This window comes from Duganella sp. GW821-FHT01E12 (assembly GCF_059422325.1).
This window is the reverse complement of sequence record NZ_JBWKWR010000001.1, coordinates 1037350-1056372: the sequence shown is the minus strand read 5'-3', so window position 1 is coordinate 1056372 and position 19023 is coordinate 1037350. Positions and strand designations below refer to the sequence as shown.

Below are 19023 nucleotides of genomic sequence, written 5' to 3'. Positions count from 1 at the left end.
AGCGGGCTTGACATTCCCGTTGCATCTGGCAAATTGTAGCCATAGAACTAGAAAGGGTTACGCCATGCAAGCGCGTTGCATCGGTTCCGTCATGGCGTTCATGGTCGCCTCCGCGTTGCCGGCGGGGGCCGCGCCATGCCAGATGAAGATGGCGCTGGAACAATGGCCGCCCTATGTGTACACCAGGCCCAACGGCCCGCCGTCCGGGCTGGACCTGGAGCTGACGCAGGCGATCTTCAAGGAGGCCGGCTGTGTGCTGCAACTGATGCCCGAGCTGCCGACCGCGCGCCGCCAGCGCGAATTCGAACAGGGCGGGCTGGACTTGCTGCTGGCCGCGTCCGACACCGCCGAGCGGCGCAAGTACGCGCGCTTCAGCCTGGCCTACCGTTATGAATCGGTGAGCGTGTTCACCCGCGCCGCCAACCTGGCGCGCTACCGCGGCGTGCGCAGCGTCGATGCGCTGGCCGGAAAAAAACTGTCGCTGCTGGCGCCCAAGCTGGGCTGGTATGGCGCGGCCTACGCGCGGGTGCAGCCGCAGCTGCTCGAAGCGGGCCTGCTGAGCACCTTCCACAGCTTCCAGCAAGGCTTGCGCATGCTGGACGCCGGGCGGGCCGAGCTGATCCTCGGCGACACCGCCGCCCTGCGCCACGAGGCGCGGGAACAGGGCATCGCCATCGCGCCGCTGCCGTTCACGGTGTTGCGCGCGCCGGTGCATCTGATGCTCAACAAGCACAGCACGACCCAGGCCGAGCTCGACCTGCTCAACGGCGCCATCGAGCGCCTGGAGAGGCAAGGCGTGCTGGCGGAAATCCGCAGCCGCTACGGCGTGTCGTAGGCGCCGCGCCGGGGGCGGCTATTCGCGTTTGCCTTCCTGGTTCGGATCGTGGCGCGCGGCCTCGCGATGCGGCGGCGCTTTGGGCTGCGCTTGCGGCGGCGCATGCGCCTCGGCCTGCGGATGCGGCGCCGGTTGCGGATGGACTTGCGCTTGCGGCGGCGGCGCAGGCTGTGGCCGGGCCTCGGCCTGCGGGTGCGGCGCCGGCTGCGGACGAGCCTCCACCTGCGGACGTGGCGCCGGTTGCGGATGGGCTTGCGCTTGCGGCGGCGCTGCCGGCTGCGAACGAGCCTCGGCCTGCGGATGCGGCGCCGGCTGCGGACGAGCCTCGGCTTGCGGGTGTGGCGCCGGTTGCGGATGGACCAGCGCTTGCGGCGGCGCTGCCGGCTGCGAACGAGCCTCGGCCTGCGGATGCGGCGCAGGACGCGCTTCCATCGGCCCATGCTGCGCGGCAGGCGGCTGCGCCTCAGGCCGTGGAGGCTGTGGCTGTGGCTGTAGCTGCGGCCTCGGTTGCGGATGCAAGGCGGCCTGCGGAGGGATCTGCGCCGGATTCGCGGGCCGCGCCGTCAGCGGCATGACCGGCGGCGCTGGCTGCGTGGCCGGCCCCGGAGCATGCGCCCCGCCCTGCTGCGCCAGGCGCGGCGGTGCGGCCGGCACCGGCAGCGTCGGCCGCGCCGCGTGCGCCATGCGCAACTGCGCGGAGGCCTGCGCAGCGTCCCGCAGCGGCGCGCCACCGCGCGCCACCGGCGGCGCAGCAGCCACCGCGGGCGCGGTCTTCGCCACCACCGGCCGCGCCAGGATGGCCGGCGCCGGACGCGGGCCGGCATGCCCGCCAAGCGGCGCCGGATGCGGCGGCACCGCCGGCGCGGCGGCCAGCCGCGCGGCCGCCAGGGCTTGCGGCGCCACCCGCACCGCGTTCTGCCGCACCGGCTGCGCCTGGGCGAACGCCGCGCTCGGCATCGCCGTCACCGCCTGGCGGTTCACATAACGGACGTTGTTGATCTGGACGTTGTTGTAGACGTTGGTGATCTGCGTCTTGTTGATCACCGTGTTGCTGGTATTGATGTTGGTGACATAAGCCGGACTGGCCCGGTACGACGGCCGGTACACCTCGCGCGGCCCCAGCGGGAACCAGGCCACGCCGGGATTGCGGTCGGCCAGCATCAGCGTCGCCGCGCCCACGAACACCACCAGCGCCGGCGCGTACACCGGCCGCTGCACCACCGGCCCCGGCACCCAGCCCCAGCCGGCCGGCGTCTGCGCCCAGCGGCCGTAGTGCGACACCGCGAACCCCCAGGGCGCGTCGTCGACCCAGGTCCAGCCCCAGGGATCGACCCAGGCCCAGTGGCCGTCGCGATACGGGGCCCAGTCCGGCGCCACCCGCGCCGGCATCCACACATGGCCGTAGCCCGGCACGTCGCGCCAGTCGCCATTGTCGTCCAGGTCCTCGTAGCCGACCACGTCGCTCGACACATAGCGCGCCGCCACCGGATGCTCCAGCCGGCGGTCGCGCTGCGCCGCCCAGCGGTCGAAGTCGTCGGCCGGCGGCAGCTGGTTCACGCTGAAATCCTGCAGGCCGGTGCCGGTGAAGCGATAGGCCTGGCCGGGATCGACCAGGTAGGACGTGTTGTCGCCATACGCCTCGCCCTGGCCGTCGATCACCGCCACCTCGGTGGCGTTGCCGGAGGCGTCCACCTGCAGCCGGTAGTGGCCCGGCTTGCGGATGCTGAACGCCAGGTTGGGCGTGTCGATCTCCAGCACCTCGCCCGGACGCAGCTGGCGCACGCGCAGGTTCAGCCGCCCTTGCGACAGCTGCAGCTGGGTGGTGCTGTCGTTGGCGTTGAGCAGCGTGACCAGCGTCTCGCCGCCCATGCGCACGGCGGCCGGGCCGGCCTGCACCTCGTCGCGCGCGCCGGCCGCGGTCCACAGGCGGTCGCCCGCCACCAGCGGACGGTTGATGCCGGCCGTTTGCCAGTCGTCGGCGCCGGCGGCGGCATAGCTCACGGGACCGGCGACATAGGCCAGGCGCGCCACGCGCGCCGGCGGGTCGGCCAGCGCGGCGCCGCTGTACCAGCAGGCGGCGCCACCCAGCGCCAGCAGGAATCGGGATCGGAGGTGCATGATGGACTCGCATAAAATCAGCAATGAGCCCAACATAAACCATCGGCGCGGCGGCCACCGTTCGCTGCCGCACATCCGCGCGCGGCGCGCCCTCGCTGCCGCAAGCCGAGGGCGCGGCCGATGCCGGTTCAGGAACGGCGCTGCTTGCGGCGCGCGGTCCAGCCCAGCAGCGCCAGGCCGGCGCCCAGCATGGCATAGGCGGACGGCTCCGGCACCACGCTGCCGATCGCTTCGAACTCGGACACGGCGAAGTGGTTGTCGCCGTCGCCGGCGGCGCCGCTGATCATGAAGGCCGTGGCCACCACCGGCGCGCCCAGCACCGTGCTGCCGTTGTCCATGCCCCACGAGCGGTTCGGCATCATCACCGCCAGGTCGTGCCAGACGTTGGCCAGGTCGCGGTACTGGATGCGGTAGTCGTTGTCGTTGTCGGCCTGGATGTTCAGCTGCTTCACCAGCGCGGCCTGGTTGAGGGTGATGGTCACAGCATCGGCGCCATAGTCGCCGGTCCAGAACACCGTGCCCAGGTTCCACTGCGTCTGGACCGGCAGGTAGACGCCGTCCGTTACCGTCGACGGCAGGGCCGGCGCGCCGGGACCCCAGCTGCCGCCATCCCAGAATCCGCTGCCGGTCAGGGAGACGCCGCCGCCCAGGGCGACATTGGTATCGGCTACGGCGGAGCCGGCACAGGCCAGGCAGGCCAGCGCAATCGCGAGTGTCTTCATCTCTTCTCCTTAAGCAATATAAGATTGATAAGATAAAAAATCAGGATAGCACCAGCTCGCTTTTGTGCAAGCCGGGCTTGTCTCGCGTGCGCGACAGTGGGCGCCGGCCGCGGATCAGGATGTCATGGCGGCGCGCTGCGTGAACAGGCGCACGCCGAACACCGGCCCGGCGCTGTGGCCCGGCTCCGGATCGAAGCGCACCAGCACGCTGTCCTTGCCGTGGGTGATGCGCTCCGGCACCGGATATTCCTCGTCGACAAACACGCCCGGATGGCCGCCATCGAGCTTGACGCGGGCGATCCGTTCGCCGTCGACGCTGATGTGGAAATCGCGGTTGCTTTCCTCGCCCCAGTAGCTGGCCTGCAGCAGCAGCGGGCCGTCGGCGCACTTCATGCGGAAGCTGAAGTAGCCGCCGGTGCGGGCGTCGCGGCCGTTGCGGCCGCGGTAGGCAACCGGATAGGAGATCGCCGACTGCAGGTCGTGGTCGCGCTCCGGCTGCATCTCGCCCAGGTGCATCACATCCACCGAGCGCGCGGCCAGGTCCTTGAGGCGCGCCTCCTCCTTGCGGAAGGTCACCTCCGACGCCGCCCATTCGGCCTCGGTGTAGACGTTGAAGTACACCGCCGCGCGCCGCTCGTACTGCGAAAAGAACGGCGTGAACTTCATGTCGCCGGGGCGGCCGCTGCCCACGCTGCGGTACACGGCCCGGTCCTTGTCCGCCGCCGCGAACGAGGCCAGCACGTCGGCGCCCACCAGCGCCGGCGCCAGTCCGCCGAACGGCTTGTCGGCCGCGCCCAGGTCCGCCGCCAGCACCATCGGGCCGCGCAGCAGCGCCACCACATGGTCGTTGCCGGCCGCCGCCTCCAGCCGCAGCGCCAGCGGCAGCGACAGGCGCACGCTGTCGCCCGCGCGCCAGCGCCGGCGTATCAGCAGGTAGCCCTTTTGTTTGCTGGCGGTCTGCGGTTTGCCGTTGACCAGCAACGTATGCCCGCCGGCCCACGACGGCACGCGCAAGGCCAGCGTGAACTGGCGCGGCCCCGCCAGCCGGCGCACCTTCAGCTCGATCTCGCCCTCGTAGGGATAGCGCGTGTTCAGCTCCAGCCGCGCGGCCTGCCACTCCAACGTCGACGGGATGTAGAGATTGACGAACAGCGTGTCGCCGTTCTCCCAGTAGATCGAATCGCCATGCTTGGCGTGGCTCTCCATGCCGGACAGGACGCAGCACCAGAAGTCGTTGTCCTCGCTGGAGTATTCGCGCGCCATGCCCGACATCAGCGGCGTCATGTAGGTGAACATGCCGGTGCGCGGGTTCTGGTGCGCGAGGATGTGGTTCAGGTGGGTGCGCTCGTAGTAGTCGAAGTAGGCGGCGTCCGGCGCCCAGCTGTAGAGATGGCGCGTCATCTTCAGCATGTTGTAGCTGGCGCAGGCCTCGCAGGTCTGCTCGGTGATGTGGGCGGCGATGCTGTCCGGCGCGGAGAAGTATTCGCGGTCGCCGTTGCCGCCGATGACGTAGCTGTGGTGCTGCGTGACGCGCCTCCAGAAGAAGTCCACGGCGTCGGCGTCGCTGCGGCGGCCGGTCAGTTCGCTCAGGCGCGCGAGGCCGATCAGTTTGGGGATCTGCGTGTTGGCGTGCAGATTGGCCAGTTCGTCGCGGCCCTGCGTCAGCGGCGCCAGCACCTTGGTGTGGTACAGCCGCCGCGCCAGCAGCAGCCAGCGCTGGTCGCCGGTGCGCGCATAGAGTTCGGCGAAGCTTTCGTTGATGCCGCCATGCTCGCAGGCCAGCACCTGCTGCACCTGCTCGTCGCTGAGCGCGGCGAACACCTGGTCGATATAGCCCGCCAGGCCCAGCGCCACCGGCAGCGCCTGGGCGTTGCCGGCATGGGTCTGCGCGTCGAACAGGCCGGCGAACACCTTGTGCCAGTTGTACAGCGGCACCCAGCAGCCATTCAGGTCGAAGCCCGCCGACTTGATCTCGCCGCGCACGATCTCGGGGAAGATCTCCTTGCCATCGACCACCGTGCCGTCCGCGCGCTTGCGCATGAAGCCTGCCACGTAGCCGTCGCCATGCGCCTGCTGCACGCGCGCCAGCTCGGCCACGATGTAGTCGATGCGCGGCCTCAGCGCCGCATTGCCGGTTTGCGCGTGCATCAGCGACAGCGCGGACAGATAGTGGCCCAGTCCCTCGCCCGCGATGGTGTCGGACTCCCAGCCGCCGTAGATGGCGCCCTTGGTCGGCAGGCCGGCGAAGCGGTGATAGTTGTGCAGGAAGCGGTCGGCGCTCAGGCGCAGCAGGTAGGCCTGGTTGGCCTGCAGCGCGTCGGCGTAGAGCGAGGGCAGCAGGCGGACGGACGACAGCGGCAGCGCCTGCGCGGTGGATGGAAAACCGGCGGCGGCCGTGTCCGCGCTGACGGCGCCGGGCCAGCCCGAAAGCAGTCCCAGTCCGGCGGCGCCCTGTAGTAGCTGTCGACGATGCATGCTTACCCCATGATGGATGGCCATCCTCTAATGTACGTGCGGGGCCGGCCGCCGTCTTGTGGCGGCGCCGCTAAAAGGATGACGAAATCTGCACAATCGGGCGCTCACCAGCCCATTTTCCGGCGGATGAAGGCGGTCAGCTGCGCGGCGTTGGCCTGGTGCTGCTTGATGCGCGGATGGCCGCCGAAGCCGGTCCACGGGAACACGATGGTATCGATCCGCTGGTCGCCGCCCTGCCGCAGCTGGTCCACCGCCGTGCGGACGTAGCCCGGCCACTTGGAGCCTTCCTGCACCGCGTCCATGCTGCCCAGCGCGCACACGATGTAGGCCTGCGGATACAGTGCGCGGATCTTCTGCACGAAGCCGCGGTAGGCCTGCACGCGCTGCGCATCGTCTGGCGCCGGCGACAGGCGATGCTCGCGGTCGATCAGCCAGCGGTCGTTCTGGAACAGGTTGATGACCACCACGTCCGGCGTCCACGAGCGGAAGTCCCAGCGGGTGTCGTTGTTGCCGACGGCGCTCAGCTGGTCGTAGAAATCCGGCATGGTGAACGGGAACCAGCTGATCATCACGCCGATGCCGCTTTGCGAGATGATGTGCGCCTCCGCGTCCAGCGCGCGCGCCGTGATGGACGAATAGGACATGAAGTTGTTCTTGTCCTTCAGCAGATGATCGGGCCCGTCGTCCGGCGACTCGTTGCCCATGCCGGTGGTGATGGAGTCGCCGAAGAACTCGATGCGGCGCTGCTTGGGCGCCGGCGGCGGCAGCAGCTTGCCGCCGTCCGCCAGCTCCAGTCCCTGGAAGACGGTGCCGCCCTCCTCGCCCTCGGTGCGCTTGGTGATCAGGAAGCGGTGCGGGCCCGGGCCCAGGCCGCTGGCCACCGCGTAGCTCTTGCCGCCCTGCGCGGCCTCGATGACGGCCGCCGGCCTGGCCAGGTCGCCGTCGATGAAGACGTTGAAGAAGTTCTTGCCCAACTGGTCGTCCAGCTTGACCGTCAGGCTGGCGCCGGTGAAGTTCCCTTCGATGCTGGTGCCGGGCCACGACAACATGGGCCGCGCGCGGTCGGCAAAATCGATGCGCCCGGTGTAGCGCAACTGCGCATCGTCCGGTGCAACCGCCACCCCGGCAAACGCCTGCCCGGCCAACAACAAGGCCGCCAATCCTGCTCTGAACTTCATCAATACGTCTCCTGTCCGATACTCGTCAAATCGAGCTGTACCGGAATAGTAAACGATTAACCGACCATCAATCTATAGAAACAGATGCCTCAGGCATGTGCGGGGCGGGGTCTATTTTTTCGGCTTTTACTAAAACCCGCTAACCACTACTACCCAATGCTAACCATCGATATTTCGTGCGACTCCGCGCTATTTTCAGAACTAAAAAATACTAATCGCCGCTAACCCGCCCGGCCGAAGGCGCCCGGTAATCCGTGAAGAACAAAAAACACCGGGCCAGAATCGAGCCCTACGAGAACTTGGTGAAATCCGGCTTGCGCTTCTCGAAGAAGGCGGTGAACGCTTCCTTGGCTTCCGGCGCGGCCAGCATGGCGCCGAAGAATTTGTTTTCGGCGGCGATGGCTTCCGTCACCGGAGCTTTGCGCGCGGCCTTCATCAGCTGCTTGGTGGCGCGGATCGAGCTGGCCGGCAGGGCGACCAGCTTGGCGGCCTGGCCTTCGGCGAAGGCACGCAATTCGGCGGCGGGAACGATCTTCGATACCAGACCCATCTCCAGCGCTTCCTGCGCCAGGAAGGCTTCGCCCAGCATCAGCTTCTCGGCGGCGCGCGGGTAGCCGGCGATCTGCGTCAGCAGCAGGCTGGACGCGAACTCAGGGCACAGGCCCAGCTGCACGAACGGCATCGAGAACTTGGCGTTGTCGGCAGCGTAGACCAGGTCGCAATGCATCAGCAGCGTGGTGCCGATGCCCACCGCCGCGCCGGCCACGGCCGCCACCACCGGCTTGGTCGAACCGCTCAGCGCCATCATGAACTTGTACACCGAACGCTCCTCGATGCCCGAGCCGTCGGCCGGACGCGAGGTCTTCATGAAGTCTTCCAGGTCGTTACCGGCGGTGAAGATCTCCGGCTTGCCGACGATCAGGATGGCGCGCACGGCGGCGTCCTGCTCCGCGTCGTTGATGGCGTCGGCCATGCTCTGGTACATCGCCGAGGTGATCGCGTTCTTGCGCTCCGGGCGGTTGAATTCCAGCGTCAGCACGCCGTTGGTCTTGCTGCTCAAAATATCCATGTGATCTCCAAATGATTAAAGGGCGCCGTGGTTGAACCGCAGCGCCCTTCTTTATGATTCCGTGCTCAGTTTACACGCGTTCGATAATGCCCGCAGCACCCATGCCGGCGCCGACGCACATCGTCACCATGCCGTACTTCAGGTTGTTGCGGCGCAGTGCGTGCACCACGGTCGCGGCGCGGATCGCGCCGGTCGCGCCCAGCGGGTGGCCCAGGGCGATCGCGCCGCCCATCGGGTTGACCTTGGCCGGATCCAGACCCAGGTCGCCGATGACGGCCAGCGCTTGTGCAGCGAACGCTTCGTTCAGTTCGATCCAGTCCAGCTGGTCCTGGGTGATGCCGGCGGCCTTGCACGCATCAGGAATCGCGAACTTGGGACCGATGCCCATGATTTCCGGCGGCACGCCCTTGACGGCGAACGACGAGAACTTGGCCAGCGGGGTCAGGTTGTGCTCGCGCAGGAATTTCTCCGACACGACCAGCAGCGCGCCGGCGCCGTCGGACATCTGCGACGAGTTGGCGGCGGTGACCGAACCCTTGGCCGCGAACACAGGCTTCAGCTTGCCCAGCGATTCCACGGTCGAATCGCCACGCGCGCCTTCGTCGGTGTCGACGGTGCGGGTCTTGATCTTGATCTCGCCGGTCGCCAGGTCGGGCGTGCGGGTGATAATCTCGACCGGGGTGGTCTCGTCCTTGAAGAAACCGGCCTGCTGCGCGGCGATGGCGCGGCGGTGCGATTCCACGGCGAACGCGTCCTGCGCTTCGCGCGAGATCTTCCATTGGGTCGCCACTTTTTCAGCGGTCAGGCCCATGCCGTAGGCCATGCCGACGTTGTCGTCGGTGAACATGTTCAGGTTCATCGATGGGTGGTGGCCCATCATCGGCACCATCGACATCGACTCGACGCCGCCGGCGATCATCGCATCGGCCTCGCCCACGCGGATGCGGTCGGCGGCCATGGCCAGCGCGGTGATGCCCGATGCGCAGTAGCGGTTGACGGTGACGCCGCCGATGGTCTTAGGCAGGCCGGCCAGCAGCACCGCCTGACGGGCGATGTTGAAGCCCTGTTCCGCTTCCGGGAACGAGCAGCCGATGATGGCGTCGGTGATAAGCGCCGGGTCCAGACCAGGCGCCTGCGCCAGGGCCGATTGCAGCACGCGCACCAGCAGGTCGTCCGGGCGGGTCTTGTTGAACATGCCGCGCGGCGCCTTGCCGATCGGGGTGCGGGTGGCAGAGACGATGTATGCGTCTTGAATTTGTTTGCTCATTTTGTTCTTTCGAAAATTTTTGATCGAAGACTTAGCGGGACGATTACGCCCGCTTCTCGGATAAATACCAATCCACTTGAACCTGTGCGGCCAGCGTGCCGGCGGCGTCGAAGATGTCGACCTCCACCGGGAACGCCACCTTGCCCTGCTCTTTCAGCTCGGCCTTCAGCGCGGCCAGATCGCCAGGGACGCGGCCTTCGGCGCGGGTGGCGCCCTTGGCTACTTTCTGGTACTGGATGCGCGATTCCTTGGCGACCGGCCGCAAGCCCAGGATCAGCTCCGCGAAGCCGCCAGCCATGGCCGCGCCGGAAGCCGTTTCGGCCAGCGTGAACAAGGCCCCGGCGTGCTGCGTGCCCAGGTGGTTGTTGAGCTTCGGGTCCTCCGGCATCGACACTTTCGAAGTGCCGCTGCCGATCTCGTCGATCCTGATCCCCAGCAGGCGCACGAAGGGCAAGGTGTCCATCATTTGTTGCTTGATACGGTCATACACCATGCTCGGCCTCACGCGCAGTAGAACTTTAAAGACAAGTTTCAGGATCGACATACCGATTAATTGCGGACTGGCTTACCGGTCTGCATCATGCCCATGATGCGTTCCTGGGTCTTCGGATGGTTCAGCAGTTCCAGGAAGGCTTTACGCTCCATGTCCAGGAACCACTGCTCGTTCACGAACGAACCCTGGTCGATATCGCCGCCCGACACGATCTCGGCGATCATCTCGCCCAGCTTGAAGTCGTGCGCGGAGATGAAGCCGCCGTCGCGCATATTGACCAGCTGCGCCTTGATGGTGCCGTAGCCGTAGCGGCCGGTCACCTGCACCGGGGTCTTCAGCGGCGGACGATAGCCCTTGTCGAACATGGCGCGCGCTTCCACCTTGGCCACGTGCAGCAGCTCGTAAGGGTTGAACACGATCACGTCGTCTTCCTTCAGGTAGCCCATGGCCTGCGCTTCCAGTGCCGACTTCGACACGTTGGCGGTGGCGGCGTTGGTGAAGCCGGCTTTCAGGAATTGCAGGATGTCGTTGCCCTTGGCTTCCTTGAATGCGCGCACTGCCGCTTCCTTCAGGCCGCCGCCGGCAGGGATCAGGCCCACGCCCACTTCCACCAGGCCGATGTAGGATTCGATCGAGGCCACGCGCTTCGACGCGTGCAGCGCCATTTCGCAGCCGCCGCCCAGCGCCAGGCCAGCCACAGCAGCCACCACCGGCACGTTCGAATATTTCATCGCCATGAAGGTGTCTTGCAGTTCGCGGATGATCGGGTCGACCGCCTTGGCGCCGCCCTGCATGAACGCAGGCAGTGCCGATTGCAGGTCGGCGCCGGCCGAGAACGCGCCGCCGTCGGCCGCGTCCGCGCTCCAGATCACCAGACCCTTGAAGTTCTTCTCGGCTTCGGCCAGTGCCTTCTTGAAGCCGGCGATCACGCCAGGGCTGATCACGTGCATCTTGGTCTTCAGCGAGATCACCAGCACGTCGTCGCCCGAGTGCCACAGGCGCACGTCGTCGTCTTCATGCACGGTGGTGCCGGCGGTGCGGCCGTCGATCGCGCCGCTGCCCAGCACCGGCGCGCGGAACGCCTGGCGGTCGTACACGGCCAGCGACGAGCGCGGCACGAACGATTTCGACACTGCGGACCACGAACCTTCGGCGGTGTGGACGCCGCCTTTTTCAGCGACCGGACCTTCGAACACCCAGGCCGGCAGCGGTGCGTTGCACAGCGCGTGGCCGGCTTCGATGTCTTCCTTGACCCACTGGGCCACTTGCGACCAGCCGGCCGCCTGCCACGTTTCGAACGGGCCGACGTTCCAGCCGAAGCCCCAGCGCATGGCGAAGTCGATGTCGCGCGCGTTGTCGGCCACGGTGTCCAGGTGGATCGCGATGTAGTGGAAAGCGTCGCGGAAGATCGCCCACAGGAACTGGCCTTGTGGGTTGGTCGATTCGCGCAGGGCCTTCATCTTCTTGACCGGATCTTTTTCCTTCAGGATGCGGGCGACGATGTCGGCAGCCTTGGCGCCGCCTGCCACGTATTCACCGGTGGCGAAGTCCAGGCGCTGGATTTCCTTGCCCACTTTTTTGTAGAAGCCGGCGCCGGTCTTCTGGCCCAGCGCGCCTTTTTCCACCAGGCCAGCCAGCACGGCCGGGGTCTTGTAGACGGCGGCGAACGGATCGTTCGGCAGGTAGTCCTGCATGGTCTTGATCACATGGCCCATGGTGTCCAGGCCGACCACGTCCGCGGTGCGGAAGGTGCCCGACTTGGCGCGGCCCAGCTTGGAACCGGTCAGGTCGTCGACCACGTCGCACGACAGGCCGAATTTCTCGGCTTCGTGCACGATCGCCAGGATGCCGAACACACCGACGCGGTTGGCGATGAAGTTAGGCGTGTCTTTCGCGCGGACCACGCCCTTGCCCAGGGTGGTGGTCAGGAAGCCTTCCAGCTGGTCGGAAATTTCCGGCTTGGTGAACTCGGTCGGGATGATCTCGACCAGGTGCATATAGCGCGGCGGGTTGAAGAAGTGCACGCCGCAGTAGCGCGATTTCAGGTCGGCGTCGAAGCCTTCGGACAGCTTGGTGATCGACAGGCCCGAGGTGTTCGAGGCGAAGATCGCGTTGGCGCCGATGTGCGGAGCGACCTTCTTGTACAGGTCGTGCTTCCAGTCCATGCGCTCGGCGATGGCTTCGATGATCAGGTCGCACTCGGCCAGCTTGGCCAGGTCGTCCTCGTAGTTGGCCACTTCGATCAGCGCGGCGTGGTCCTTGTTGCCCAGTGGTGCAGGCGACAGCTTCTTCAGGTTCTCGATGGCGCGCAGCACGATGCCGTTCTTCGGACCTTCTTTTGCAGGCAAGTCGAACAGTACGACTGGCACTTTGGCGTTGACGCAATGAGCGGCGATTTGCGCGCCCATCACGCCGGCGCCCAGCACGGCTACTTTTTTAACGATGAAATTGGTCATGTCGTTTCCTCTAGGTTCTTAGAACAGGTCGGCGTCGAGTGCCATCAGGTTGGCGGAACCCGAACGAGCCTGGCGAATCAGGGTTGCAGTTTCTGGCTGCAGGCGCGCGAAGTAGAAGCGCGCCGTGGCCAGCTTGGCTTTGTAGAAATTGTCGCCGCTGTCTTCTTTGGCCAGGGCGATTTTCGCCATCTGTGCGAAGAAGTAGCTGTACACCATGTGGCCGACCACGCGCAGGTAAGGCACGCATGCCGCGCCCACTTCGTCCGGATTCTGGAAGGCTTTCATGCCGATTTCCATGGTCAGCTTGGTGACCTTGTCGCCCAGGTCGCCCAGCGGGGTGACGAATTCGCTCATCGCCTCGTCGGTGCCGTTCTCTTCCACGAAGGCCTTGATCTTCTCGCCGAACTTGCGCAGCTTGGCGCCGTTGTCGCCCAGGATCTTGCGGCCCAGCAGGTCCAGCGACTGGATGGTGTTGGTGCCTTCGTAGATCAGGTTGATGCGGGCGTCGCGCACATACTGCTCCATGCCCCACTCCGAGATGTAGCCGTGGCCGCCGAACACTTGCATCGCTTCCGAGGTGGCGATCCAGGCGTTGTCGGTGATGAAGGCCTTGACGATAGGGGTCAGCAGCGCGACTTCGTCGGCCGCTTCCTTGCGCACTTCTTCGTCAGGGTGGTGCAGTTCGCGGTCGATCTGCAGCGCGACGTAGGAGGTGAAGGCGCGCGCGCCCTCGGCGTAGGCCTTGCCGGTCAACAGCATGCGGCGCACGTCGGGGTGGACGATGATCGGATCGGCCGGCTGGTCGGGGTTCTTCACGCCCGACAGCGAACGCATCTGGATGCGGTCCTTGGCGTAGATCAGCGCGTTCTGGTAGGCGATCTCGGTCAGGCCCAGCGACTGCATGCCCACGCCCAGACGGGCCGCGTTCATGAACACGAACATGGCGTTCAGGCCCTTGTTCGGCTGGCCGATGATCCAGCCACGGGCGCCGTCCAGGTTCATCTGGCAGGTCGAGTTGCCGTGGATGCCCATCTTCTCTTCGATGGCGCCGCAGGTGATCGGATTGCGTTCGCCGACCGAGCCGTCTTCCTTCGGCAGGTACTTAGGCACCAGGAACAGCGAGATGCCTTTCGAGCCTTCCGGCGCGTCCGGCACGCGGGCCAGCACCAGGTGCAGGATGTTTTCCGACATGTCATGCTCACCGGCCGAGATGAAGATCTTGTTGCCGGTGATCAGCCAGGAGCCGTCGGCCTGTGGCAGCGCCTTCGAGCGCAGCATGCCCAGGTCGGTGCCGCAGTGCGGTTCGGTCAGGCACATGGTGCCGGTCCATTCGCCCGACACCAGCTTAGGCAGGTAGACTTTCTTTTGTTCGTCGGTGCCGTGTTCCTTCAGGCACTCGTAGGCGCCGTGCGACAGGCCGGGGTACATGGTCCACGCCTGGTTGGCCGAGTTCAGCATCTCGTAGAACGAGTTGTTCAGCACCACCGGCAGGCCCTGGCCGCCGAATTCAGGATCGCAGGCCAGCGCCGCCCAGCCGCCTTCGACGTACTGCTTGTACGCTTCCTTGAAGCCCTTGGGCGTGGTCACGGTGTGGGTCGTGGCGTCGTGCTTGCAGCCTTCGCGGTCGCCCGAGTGGTTCAGCGGGAACAGCACCTCGGCGGTGAACTTGCCGCCTTCTTCCAGCACCTGATTGATGATGTCGGCATCGACTTCGGAATAGTCCGGCAGCGATTTCAGTTCCTCTTCCACCTTCAGGAACTCGTGCAGAACGAATTGCATATCCCGGATTGGCGCGACGTATTGACCCATGATTTTCTCCTGATGACTTTTGTAGTGACTACGATGTGAATTAGTGTGTTTTACGTTATTGCTGCGCCACCACCGCGGACGGCGATTGCGGATTGCGGTACGTTTCGATCAAGCGTTCGAAGCCGACGCCGGCCCGGCCCAGGCTGCCCGGTATGCGCAGGAAGCGCGCATCGTGGTGCAATGCCAGGATCAGGCCGTACATTTCGTACACCAGCTGCTGCGGATCGGTGTCGGCCTTGAGGTCGCCGCATTCGATGCACTGCTTCACGCAGCGCAGCAGCGCGCCCTGCCAGGCGCCGACCATCGCCATCAGCTCTTCGCGGATCGGACCTGGTCGGTCGTCATACTCCACCGCGCCGCTGATGTAGATGCAGCCCGAGGCCACCTCCACGCTGACCCGCTTGACCCAGCGCGCAAACATCGACTTGAGCCGCTGGATGCCGCGCGCTTCCTTCACGCTGGGGAAAAACACTTCCTGTTCGAAACGATGGTGGTACAGCTTGAGGACTTCCAACTGCAAATCTTCGCGCGAGCCGAAGTGCGCGAACACGCCGGACTTGCTCATGTTCATCTTATCCGCGAGCAATCCGATGGTCAGGCCTTCCAGACCATCACGGCTGGCCAGGTCCAGCGCCACATCCAGGATTGCCGCGCGGGTCAGTTCGCCTTTGCGCATAAATTTAGTTGAGGTATTAATAAGATTGCGTCCCAAGGTAACATTCATGGAGGAGAAAAGAGTATTCTGCTCCAGTTGAATTTACTCCGTGTGAAAAGAATTGCGAACGCTCGTACTATTATCCAGCGAGGGGTAAATGTCAAACAGTACCGTTAGAGGTGGCGTTCTATTGTTGGGGAGCAACGAGAGCTGTTGCCGCAGGGGACTTCGGGCGGCAACAGCGTGGGCTTATGGCAGGGGGCGGAGCTGGATGGACACGGGCGCGCCCAAGCGGGCGGCGAAGGCGGTGACGCGGCGCTGCCAGGCGGCAGCGTCGCCCACCTCGCCCGACCAGCTGGCGATGGCGCCCACGTAATAGCGCAGCGGCTGGCCGGGGCGCAGCGGCGCCAGGATCAGCTCGTTGGCGGCGTCGGCCGCGTAGGCCGGCTCGCCTGACGGCAGCACGATGGCCACGCCGAAATCGCCGGCGCTGCGCTGGGTCACCCACTGCGTCAGCGCGCGTGCCGCCGGCAGCGGCGTGGCCGCCACCTTGGGCTCCTGCTGCGCGTAGGCCGGAGTTTTGTTGAGGCCGATGGCGGCGGTCAGGCTTGCCGGGCCGCCGAAGCTGAAGGTGCTGTCGATCTGGTCGAAGTCGTGTCCGGCGTCGACGGTGAAGCGCTTCACTTCCGAGACCTTGGCTCCGGCGGCGTCCCAGGCGTCGTAGCTCAGCTCGAAGATGGCGCGGATCGGGCCGTTGGCGATGACTTTCCACTTGGCGTAGTTGCGGCTGGTGTAGAGCTGCTTGCCGTCCCATATGCCGGTACCGCCGGCGCCGCGCGTGGTGCCCACGCCGTACATGTCCAGTCCCTCGCCCTCGTCCTTGTGGTAATGGTCGTGGCCCTTGTTGTACCAGCGGTCCACGATGGGATAGCGCACCCGCTTGAACCAGATGTCCAGCCCGCTCGTCACCAGCACCTCCTTGCCGCTGCCCTGCGTGTCGGGCGCGGCCAGCGCCTGGCCGTAGGTGCGGTGGGCGATGCGGTCGTTTTCCCACGCGAAGTCGTCCAGCCGCTCCGGCACGTAGCGGGCGTAGGCCTGCACCGGGAACGGCGGCGCCACGGCATCGCTCTTCTCCACCGTGAAGCTGGCGCTGTGCTCGCCGGCGGCGAAGTCGTGCTGGAAGATCAGCTCGCCGTAGGCGATGCCCTTGCCTTGCGGGTCCTTGGCTTCCGGCGCTACGTTGGTCACCTGGTACGGCAAGCTGTGGCCGGCCGCGTCCCGCACGGTCAGGCGCTGCAGCAGCGCGCCCGGCAGGGCCTGGTTGACCTGGGCCCACGGGATGGCGATGGTTTCGGCCGACCGCGCCGCGTCGAGCTCGTGAGTGGCCGTGACGGCCAGCCGTTCCGCCGCGCCGGCGGATGTGCCGGCCAAGGTCGGGAGCAATGCGAGCAAAAGTATGTAGCGTGGGCGCATGTCAGTATTTCACCGGATAGTCTTTGGGGAATTGGCGGCCCGAGTAGGCCAGCTTCTGGGTCCAGTCCTGCGCCGGCGCGGTCCAGTAGGCGTCGTTCTCTGGCAGGCCCAGCGACAGGAAACCTTCGGAGGCGATGTACATGCTGCCGTTGTTGGAGTACCAGTCGCCCAGCTCCGGATGGTGGCCGACGAAGCCGATGTTGAGGAAGCCGTCGCGGGTGAAGTTGCTCGGGCCCGACCACACCGTCTGGTGCACGGCGTGCAGCGCGGCCCGCACCTGCCCCGCCGGCAGGCTGGCCGGCAGCTGCTTGCGCCAGGCCAGCAGGCCCAGCGGCTGGAACACGGCGGTGCGGTAGGTCAGCGAGCGGCCTATCGGCGGGTAGGTGCCGGTCGGCGAGATGAAGCGCTCCAGGTGTTCGCAATAGCGCTGCGTGCGCTGCAGCGCCTGCGCCAGCAGCTCCTCCGGCTTGGCGTTCCAGAACGGTCCCTTGCAGCGCACCAGCACCTCCAGGATCTCCAGCAGCATCGGGTACATCACGTACGAGCAGTAGTAGTCAAAGTGGAAGGACTCGCCGTCCTTGATCCAGCCGTCGCCCACGTACCACTCGTTGATCTTGCGGATGGCCAGGTTCATGCGCAGCGGATCGGCCTCCTCGCCGATGGACAGCAGCCACGCCTCGTTCATCGCGGCGAACAGCAGCCAGTTGATGTACGGCGGCTCGATCCGCCGCAGGCTCTTGATCTCGGCGATGATGCGCTGCTTGGTGACGCGGTCCAGCGGCTCCCACAGCGCCTGCGGCGCGCGCATCAGCGCGTTGGTGAAGTAGGCCGAATCGACCAGCGTCTGGCCCGGCCCCTTCCACAGCAGGTAGTCCGGGTTCTTCGGGTCGACCGAGTTGGTGTAGCTTTGCAGCGCCAGCTGACGCAGGCGGTGGCGCGTCTTGCCCTCGGCCGTGCCGTCGTCAGGCAGCGCCAGCCAGGGCGCCGCGCCGGCGATCAGGCGGCCGAAGCACTCAAGGTAGGCCACGCCGGAGTCGCGGCCGTCCCACGTCGGGCTCAGTTCGAGCGGGAAGTTTTTCTTCAGCTTGCCCTGCGCCATATTCGACAGCACCGGCTCGGCCATCTGCTGCAACAGGCCGGCCATGTAGGCGCGCTCGCCGCCGGCGGCCGGCGCGCTGTCGGCGGCGGCTGCGGCGCCGGCGTTCATCAAACCGGGGGCGGCCAGCACCGCCTGCATAAAGTTGCGACGTTCCATCGTGTCTCCTTATTTTTGATCGAGCAAGCGTACCAGTTCCGCCGACGCCAGCAGGAAAGCGCCGACGCCGAAATCGGCGGTCGAATTCTGGTCCACCACCTGGCCTGGTATCGCGCGGTCACCGATCGGCTGGACGTAGCCGACCCGGCCGTCAGGTTGCAGCGCCACCTTGCTCAGGTAATGCCAGCCCTTGCGCACCACCGGCAGGTATTCGTCACGCGCCAGCACTCCGTGGTTGATGCCCCACAGGTAGCCGTAGGTGAAGAAGGCGGTGCCGCTGGTCTCAGGCCCCGGCGCGTGTTGCGGATCGAGCAGGCTGCGGGTCCAGTAGCCTTCCGGTTGCTGGGCGCGCTTGAGCGCCTGCGCCATGTCCTTGAAGCGGGCCACGTACTCGGCGCGATGCGGATCGTCGGCCGGCAGTTCATCCAGCACGCGGGCCAGCGCGGCGAACACCCAGCCGTCGCCGCGCGACCAGAAGTCCTTCTTGCCGTTGACGCTGGCGTGCGCGGGATAGACGTACTTGGCGTCGCGGTAGTACAGGTGTTCGACCGGGTCGTACATGATGCGGTTAGCGTACTCGAAATACTGGTGCAGCTTTTCCAGGTAGCGGCGGTCGCCTGTCACACCGTACAGCTTGGTCATCACCGGCATCACCATGTACAGGCCGTCGGACCACCACCAGTAATCGTCACGCGCGGTGCCCATCTCGTATTCCATCACCTCGCGGGCGCGGGCGATCTTGCGCGGATCGGGGGCCAGCTTGTACAGGTCGGTGTAGGTCTGGAAGCAGATCTGCCAGTCGCCGAACAGCACGTGATCGTCGGTCTCGCCGTAAGTGTGTTGCCAGCGGCTCTTGTCCGGCGAGCGGGCGCCCATCCACTGGTTGTGCTCGGCCCAGGCTTCGGCGTAGCGCCGGTAGGCCTCGTTGTGCGTGACCTGGTAGGCCGCCATATTCCCCGTCTGGTAGGCCGCCACGTGCCAGAACGCCCACTGCTGCACAGGGGTGCTGCGCTGCCAGTGTCCGTTGACCTGGTCGATGATGGCGACCACCTCCGCCCTGCTGGCGTCGATGGCGGCGCCGTCCTTTGCCGGCGTGGCGCAGCCGCCCAGTGTGACGGCCAGCAGCAACAGCAATCCTTGCGCGTATTTTTTTAGGTTCATGGTGTCATTTAAAAAAGGGCCGAAGGCGCGGGACCGCCACCTTCGGCATAAATGCCC

Annotated in this window: 14 protein-coding genes; 1 reads left to right on the top strand and 13 read right to left on the bottom strand. The window is 66.2% G+C overall.

Going from position 1 to position 19023, the window contains the following annotated elements; all coding sequences use genetic code 11:
• The first annotated feature begins 64 nt into the window (after positions 1-64).
• The gene (locus AC07WS_RS04550; protein WP_494727889.1) at positions 65-835 is read left to right on the top strand and encodes a substrate-binding periplasmic protein; all 771 of its coding nucleotides are present in this window, start codon (positions 65-67) and stop codon (positions 833-835) included.
• A gap of 18 nt (positions 836-853) precedes the next feature.
• Here AC07WS_RS04550 and AC07WS_RS04545 read toward each other — a convergent pair whose 3' ends face one another.
• The 13 genes from AC07WS_RS04545 to AC07WS_RS04485 form a co-directional block, all read right to left on the bottom strand.
• A complete protein-coding gene (locus AC07WS_RS04545) occupies positions 854-2953 on the bottom strand; it encodes a DUF6600 domain-containing protein (RefSeq protein WP_494727888.1) in 2100 nt (699 codons plus the stop codon).
• 128 nt (positions 2954-3081) lie between these two features.
• Positions 3082-3675 carry a PEP-CTERM sorting domain-containing protein gene (locus AC07WS_RS04540; RefSeq protein WP_494727887.1) on the bottom strand — a complete coding sequence of 198 codons (594 nt, stop codon included), beginning with the start codon at positions 3673-3675 and terminating at the stop codon, positions 3082-3084.
• Between the two features lie 114 nt (positions 3676-3789).
• A complete protein-coding gene (locus AC07WS_RS04535; RefSeq protein WP_494727886.1) occupies positions 3790-6150 on the bottom strand; it encodes a beta-L-arabinofuranosidase domain-containing protein in 2361 nt (786 codons plus the stop codon).
• Positions 6151-6254: 104 nt separating this feature from the next.
• The gene (locus AC07WS_RS04530; RefSeq protein ID WP_494727885.1) at positions 6255-7328 is read right to left on the bottom strand and encodes an SGNH/GDSL hydrolase family protein; all 1074 of its coding nucleotides are present in this window, start codon (positions 7326-7328) and stop codon (positions 6255-6257) included.
• Between the two features lie 289 nt (positions 7329-7617).
• The gene (locus tag AC07WS_RS04525) at positions 7618-8397 is read right to left on the bottom strand and encodes an enoyl-CoA hydratase (protein WP_494727884.1); all 780 of its coding nucleotides are present in this window, start codon (positions 8395-8397) and stop codon (positions 7618-7620) included.
• Between the two features lie 70 nt (positions 8398-8467).
• Entirely contained in the window at positions 8468-9664 is a 1197-nt protein-coding gene (locus tag AC07WS_RS04520; protein ID WP_494727883.1) for an acetyl-CoA C-acyltransferase, read from the bottom strand.
• Between the two features lie 43 nt (positions 9665-9707).
• Entirely contained in the window at positions 9708-10157 is a 450-nt protein-coding gene (locus AC07WS_RS04515) for a PaaI family thioesterase (RefSeq protein WP_026334897.1), read from the bottom strand.
• 56 nt (positions 10158-10213) lie between these two features.
• Entirely contained in the window at positions 10214-12613 is a 2400-nt protein-coding gene (locus AC07WS_RS04510) for a 3-hydroxyacyl-CoA dehydrogenase/enoyl-CoA hydratase family protein (RefSeq protein WP_494727882.1), read from the bottom strand.
• An 18-nt stretch (positions 12614-12631) separates the two neighbouring features.
• Positions 12632-14422 carry an acyl-CoA dehydrogenase C-terminal domain-containing protein gene (locus tag AC07WS_RS04505; protein WP_494727881.1) on the bottom strand — a complete coding sequence of 597 codons (1791 nt, stop codon included), beginning with the start codon at positions 14420-14422 and terminating at the stop codon, positions 12632-12634.
• A gap of 55 nt (positions 14423-14477) precedes the next feature.
• On the bottom strand, positions 14478-15098 hold the full coding sequence (locus AC07WS_RS04500; protein WP_494727880.1) for a TetR/AcrR family transcriptional regulator: 621 nt from the start codon (positions 15096-15098) through the stop codon (positions 14478-14480).
• Between the two features lie 228 nt (positions 15099-15326).
• Complete coding sequence (locus AC07WS_RS04495) at positions 15327-16529, bottom strand: DUF4861 family protein (protein WP_494727879.1); 1203 nt, start codon at positions 16527-16529, stop codon at positions 15327-15329.
• 22 nt (positions 16530-16551) lie between these two features.
• The gene (locus AC07WS_RS04490) at positions 16552-17805 is read right to left on the bottom strand and encodes a DUF2264 domain-containing protein (RefSeq protein ID WP_494727878.1); all 1254 of its coding nucleotides are present in this window, start codon (positions 17803-17805) and stop codon (positions 16552-16554) included.
• Between the two features lie 9 nt (positions 17806-17814).
• Positions 17815-18966 (bottom strand): glycoside hydrolase family 88/105 protein, encoded by a 1152-nt coding sequence (locus tag AC07WS_RS04485; RefSeq protein WP_494727877.1) that lies wholly within the window; start codon positions 18964-18966, stop codon positions 17815-17817.
• Positions 18967-19023 lie beyond the last annotated feature (57 nt).

Excerpts from the sequence above, each read along its gene's own strand:
- AC07WS_RS04505 (WP_494727881.1), bottom strand. The coding sequence starts at position 14,422 with ATGGGTCAATACGTCGCGCCAATCCGGGATATGCAATTCGTTCTGCAC.
- AC07WS_RS04530 (WP_494727885.1), bottom strand. The coding sequence starts at position 7,328 with ATGAAGTTCAGAGCAGGATTGGCGGCCTTGTTGTTGGCCGGGCAGGCG.
- AC07WS_RS04525 (WP_494727884.1), bottom strand. The coding sequence starts at position 8,397 with ATGGATATTTTGAGCAGCAAGACCAACGGCGTGCTGACGCTGGAATTC.
- AC07WS_RS04545 (WP_494727888.1), bottom strand. The coding sequence starts at position 2,953 with ATGCACCTCCGATCCCGATTCCTGCTGGCGCTGGGTGGCGCCGCCTGC.
- AC07WS_RS04550 (WP_494727889.1), top strand. The coding sequence starts at position 65 with ATGCAAGCGCGTTGCATCGGTTCCGTCATGGCGTTCATGGTCGCCTCC.
- AC07WS_RS04510 (WP_494727882.1), bottom strand. The coding sequence starts at position 12,613 with ATGACCAATTTCATCGTTAAAAAAGTAGCCGTGCTGGGCGCCGGCGTG.
- AC07WS_RS04515 (WP_026334897.1), bottom strand. The coding sequence starts at position 10,157 with ATGGTGTATGACCGTATCAAGCAACAAATGATGGACACCTTGCCCTTC.
- AC07WS_RS04490 (WP_494727878.1), bottom strand. The coding sequence starts at position 17,805 with ATGGAACGTCGCAACTTTATGCAGGCGGTGCTGGCCGCCCCCGGTTTG.
- AC07WS_RS04520 (WP_494727883.1), bottom strand. The coding sequence starts at position 9,664 with ATGAGCAAACAAATTCAAGACGCATACATCGTCTCTGCCACCCGCACC.
- AC07WS_RS04540 (WP_494727887.1), bottom strand. The coding sequence starts at position 3,675 with ATGAAGACACTCGCGATTGCGCTGGCCTGCCTGGCCTGTGCCGGCTCC.
- AC07WS_RS04500 (WP_494727880.1), bottom strand. The coding sequence starts at position 15,098 with ATGCGCAAAGGCGAACTGACCCGCGCGGCAATCCTGGATGTGGCGCTG.
- AC07WS_RS04535 (WP_494727886.1), bottom strand. The coding sequence starts at position 6,150 with ATGCATCGTCGACAGCTACTACAGGGCGCCGCCGGACTGGGACTGCTT.
- AC07WS_RS04485 (WP_494727877.1), bottom strand. The coding sequence starts at position 18,966 with ATGAACCTAAAAAAATACGCGCAAGGATTGCTGTTGCTGCTGGCCGTC.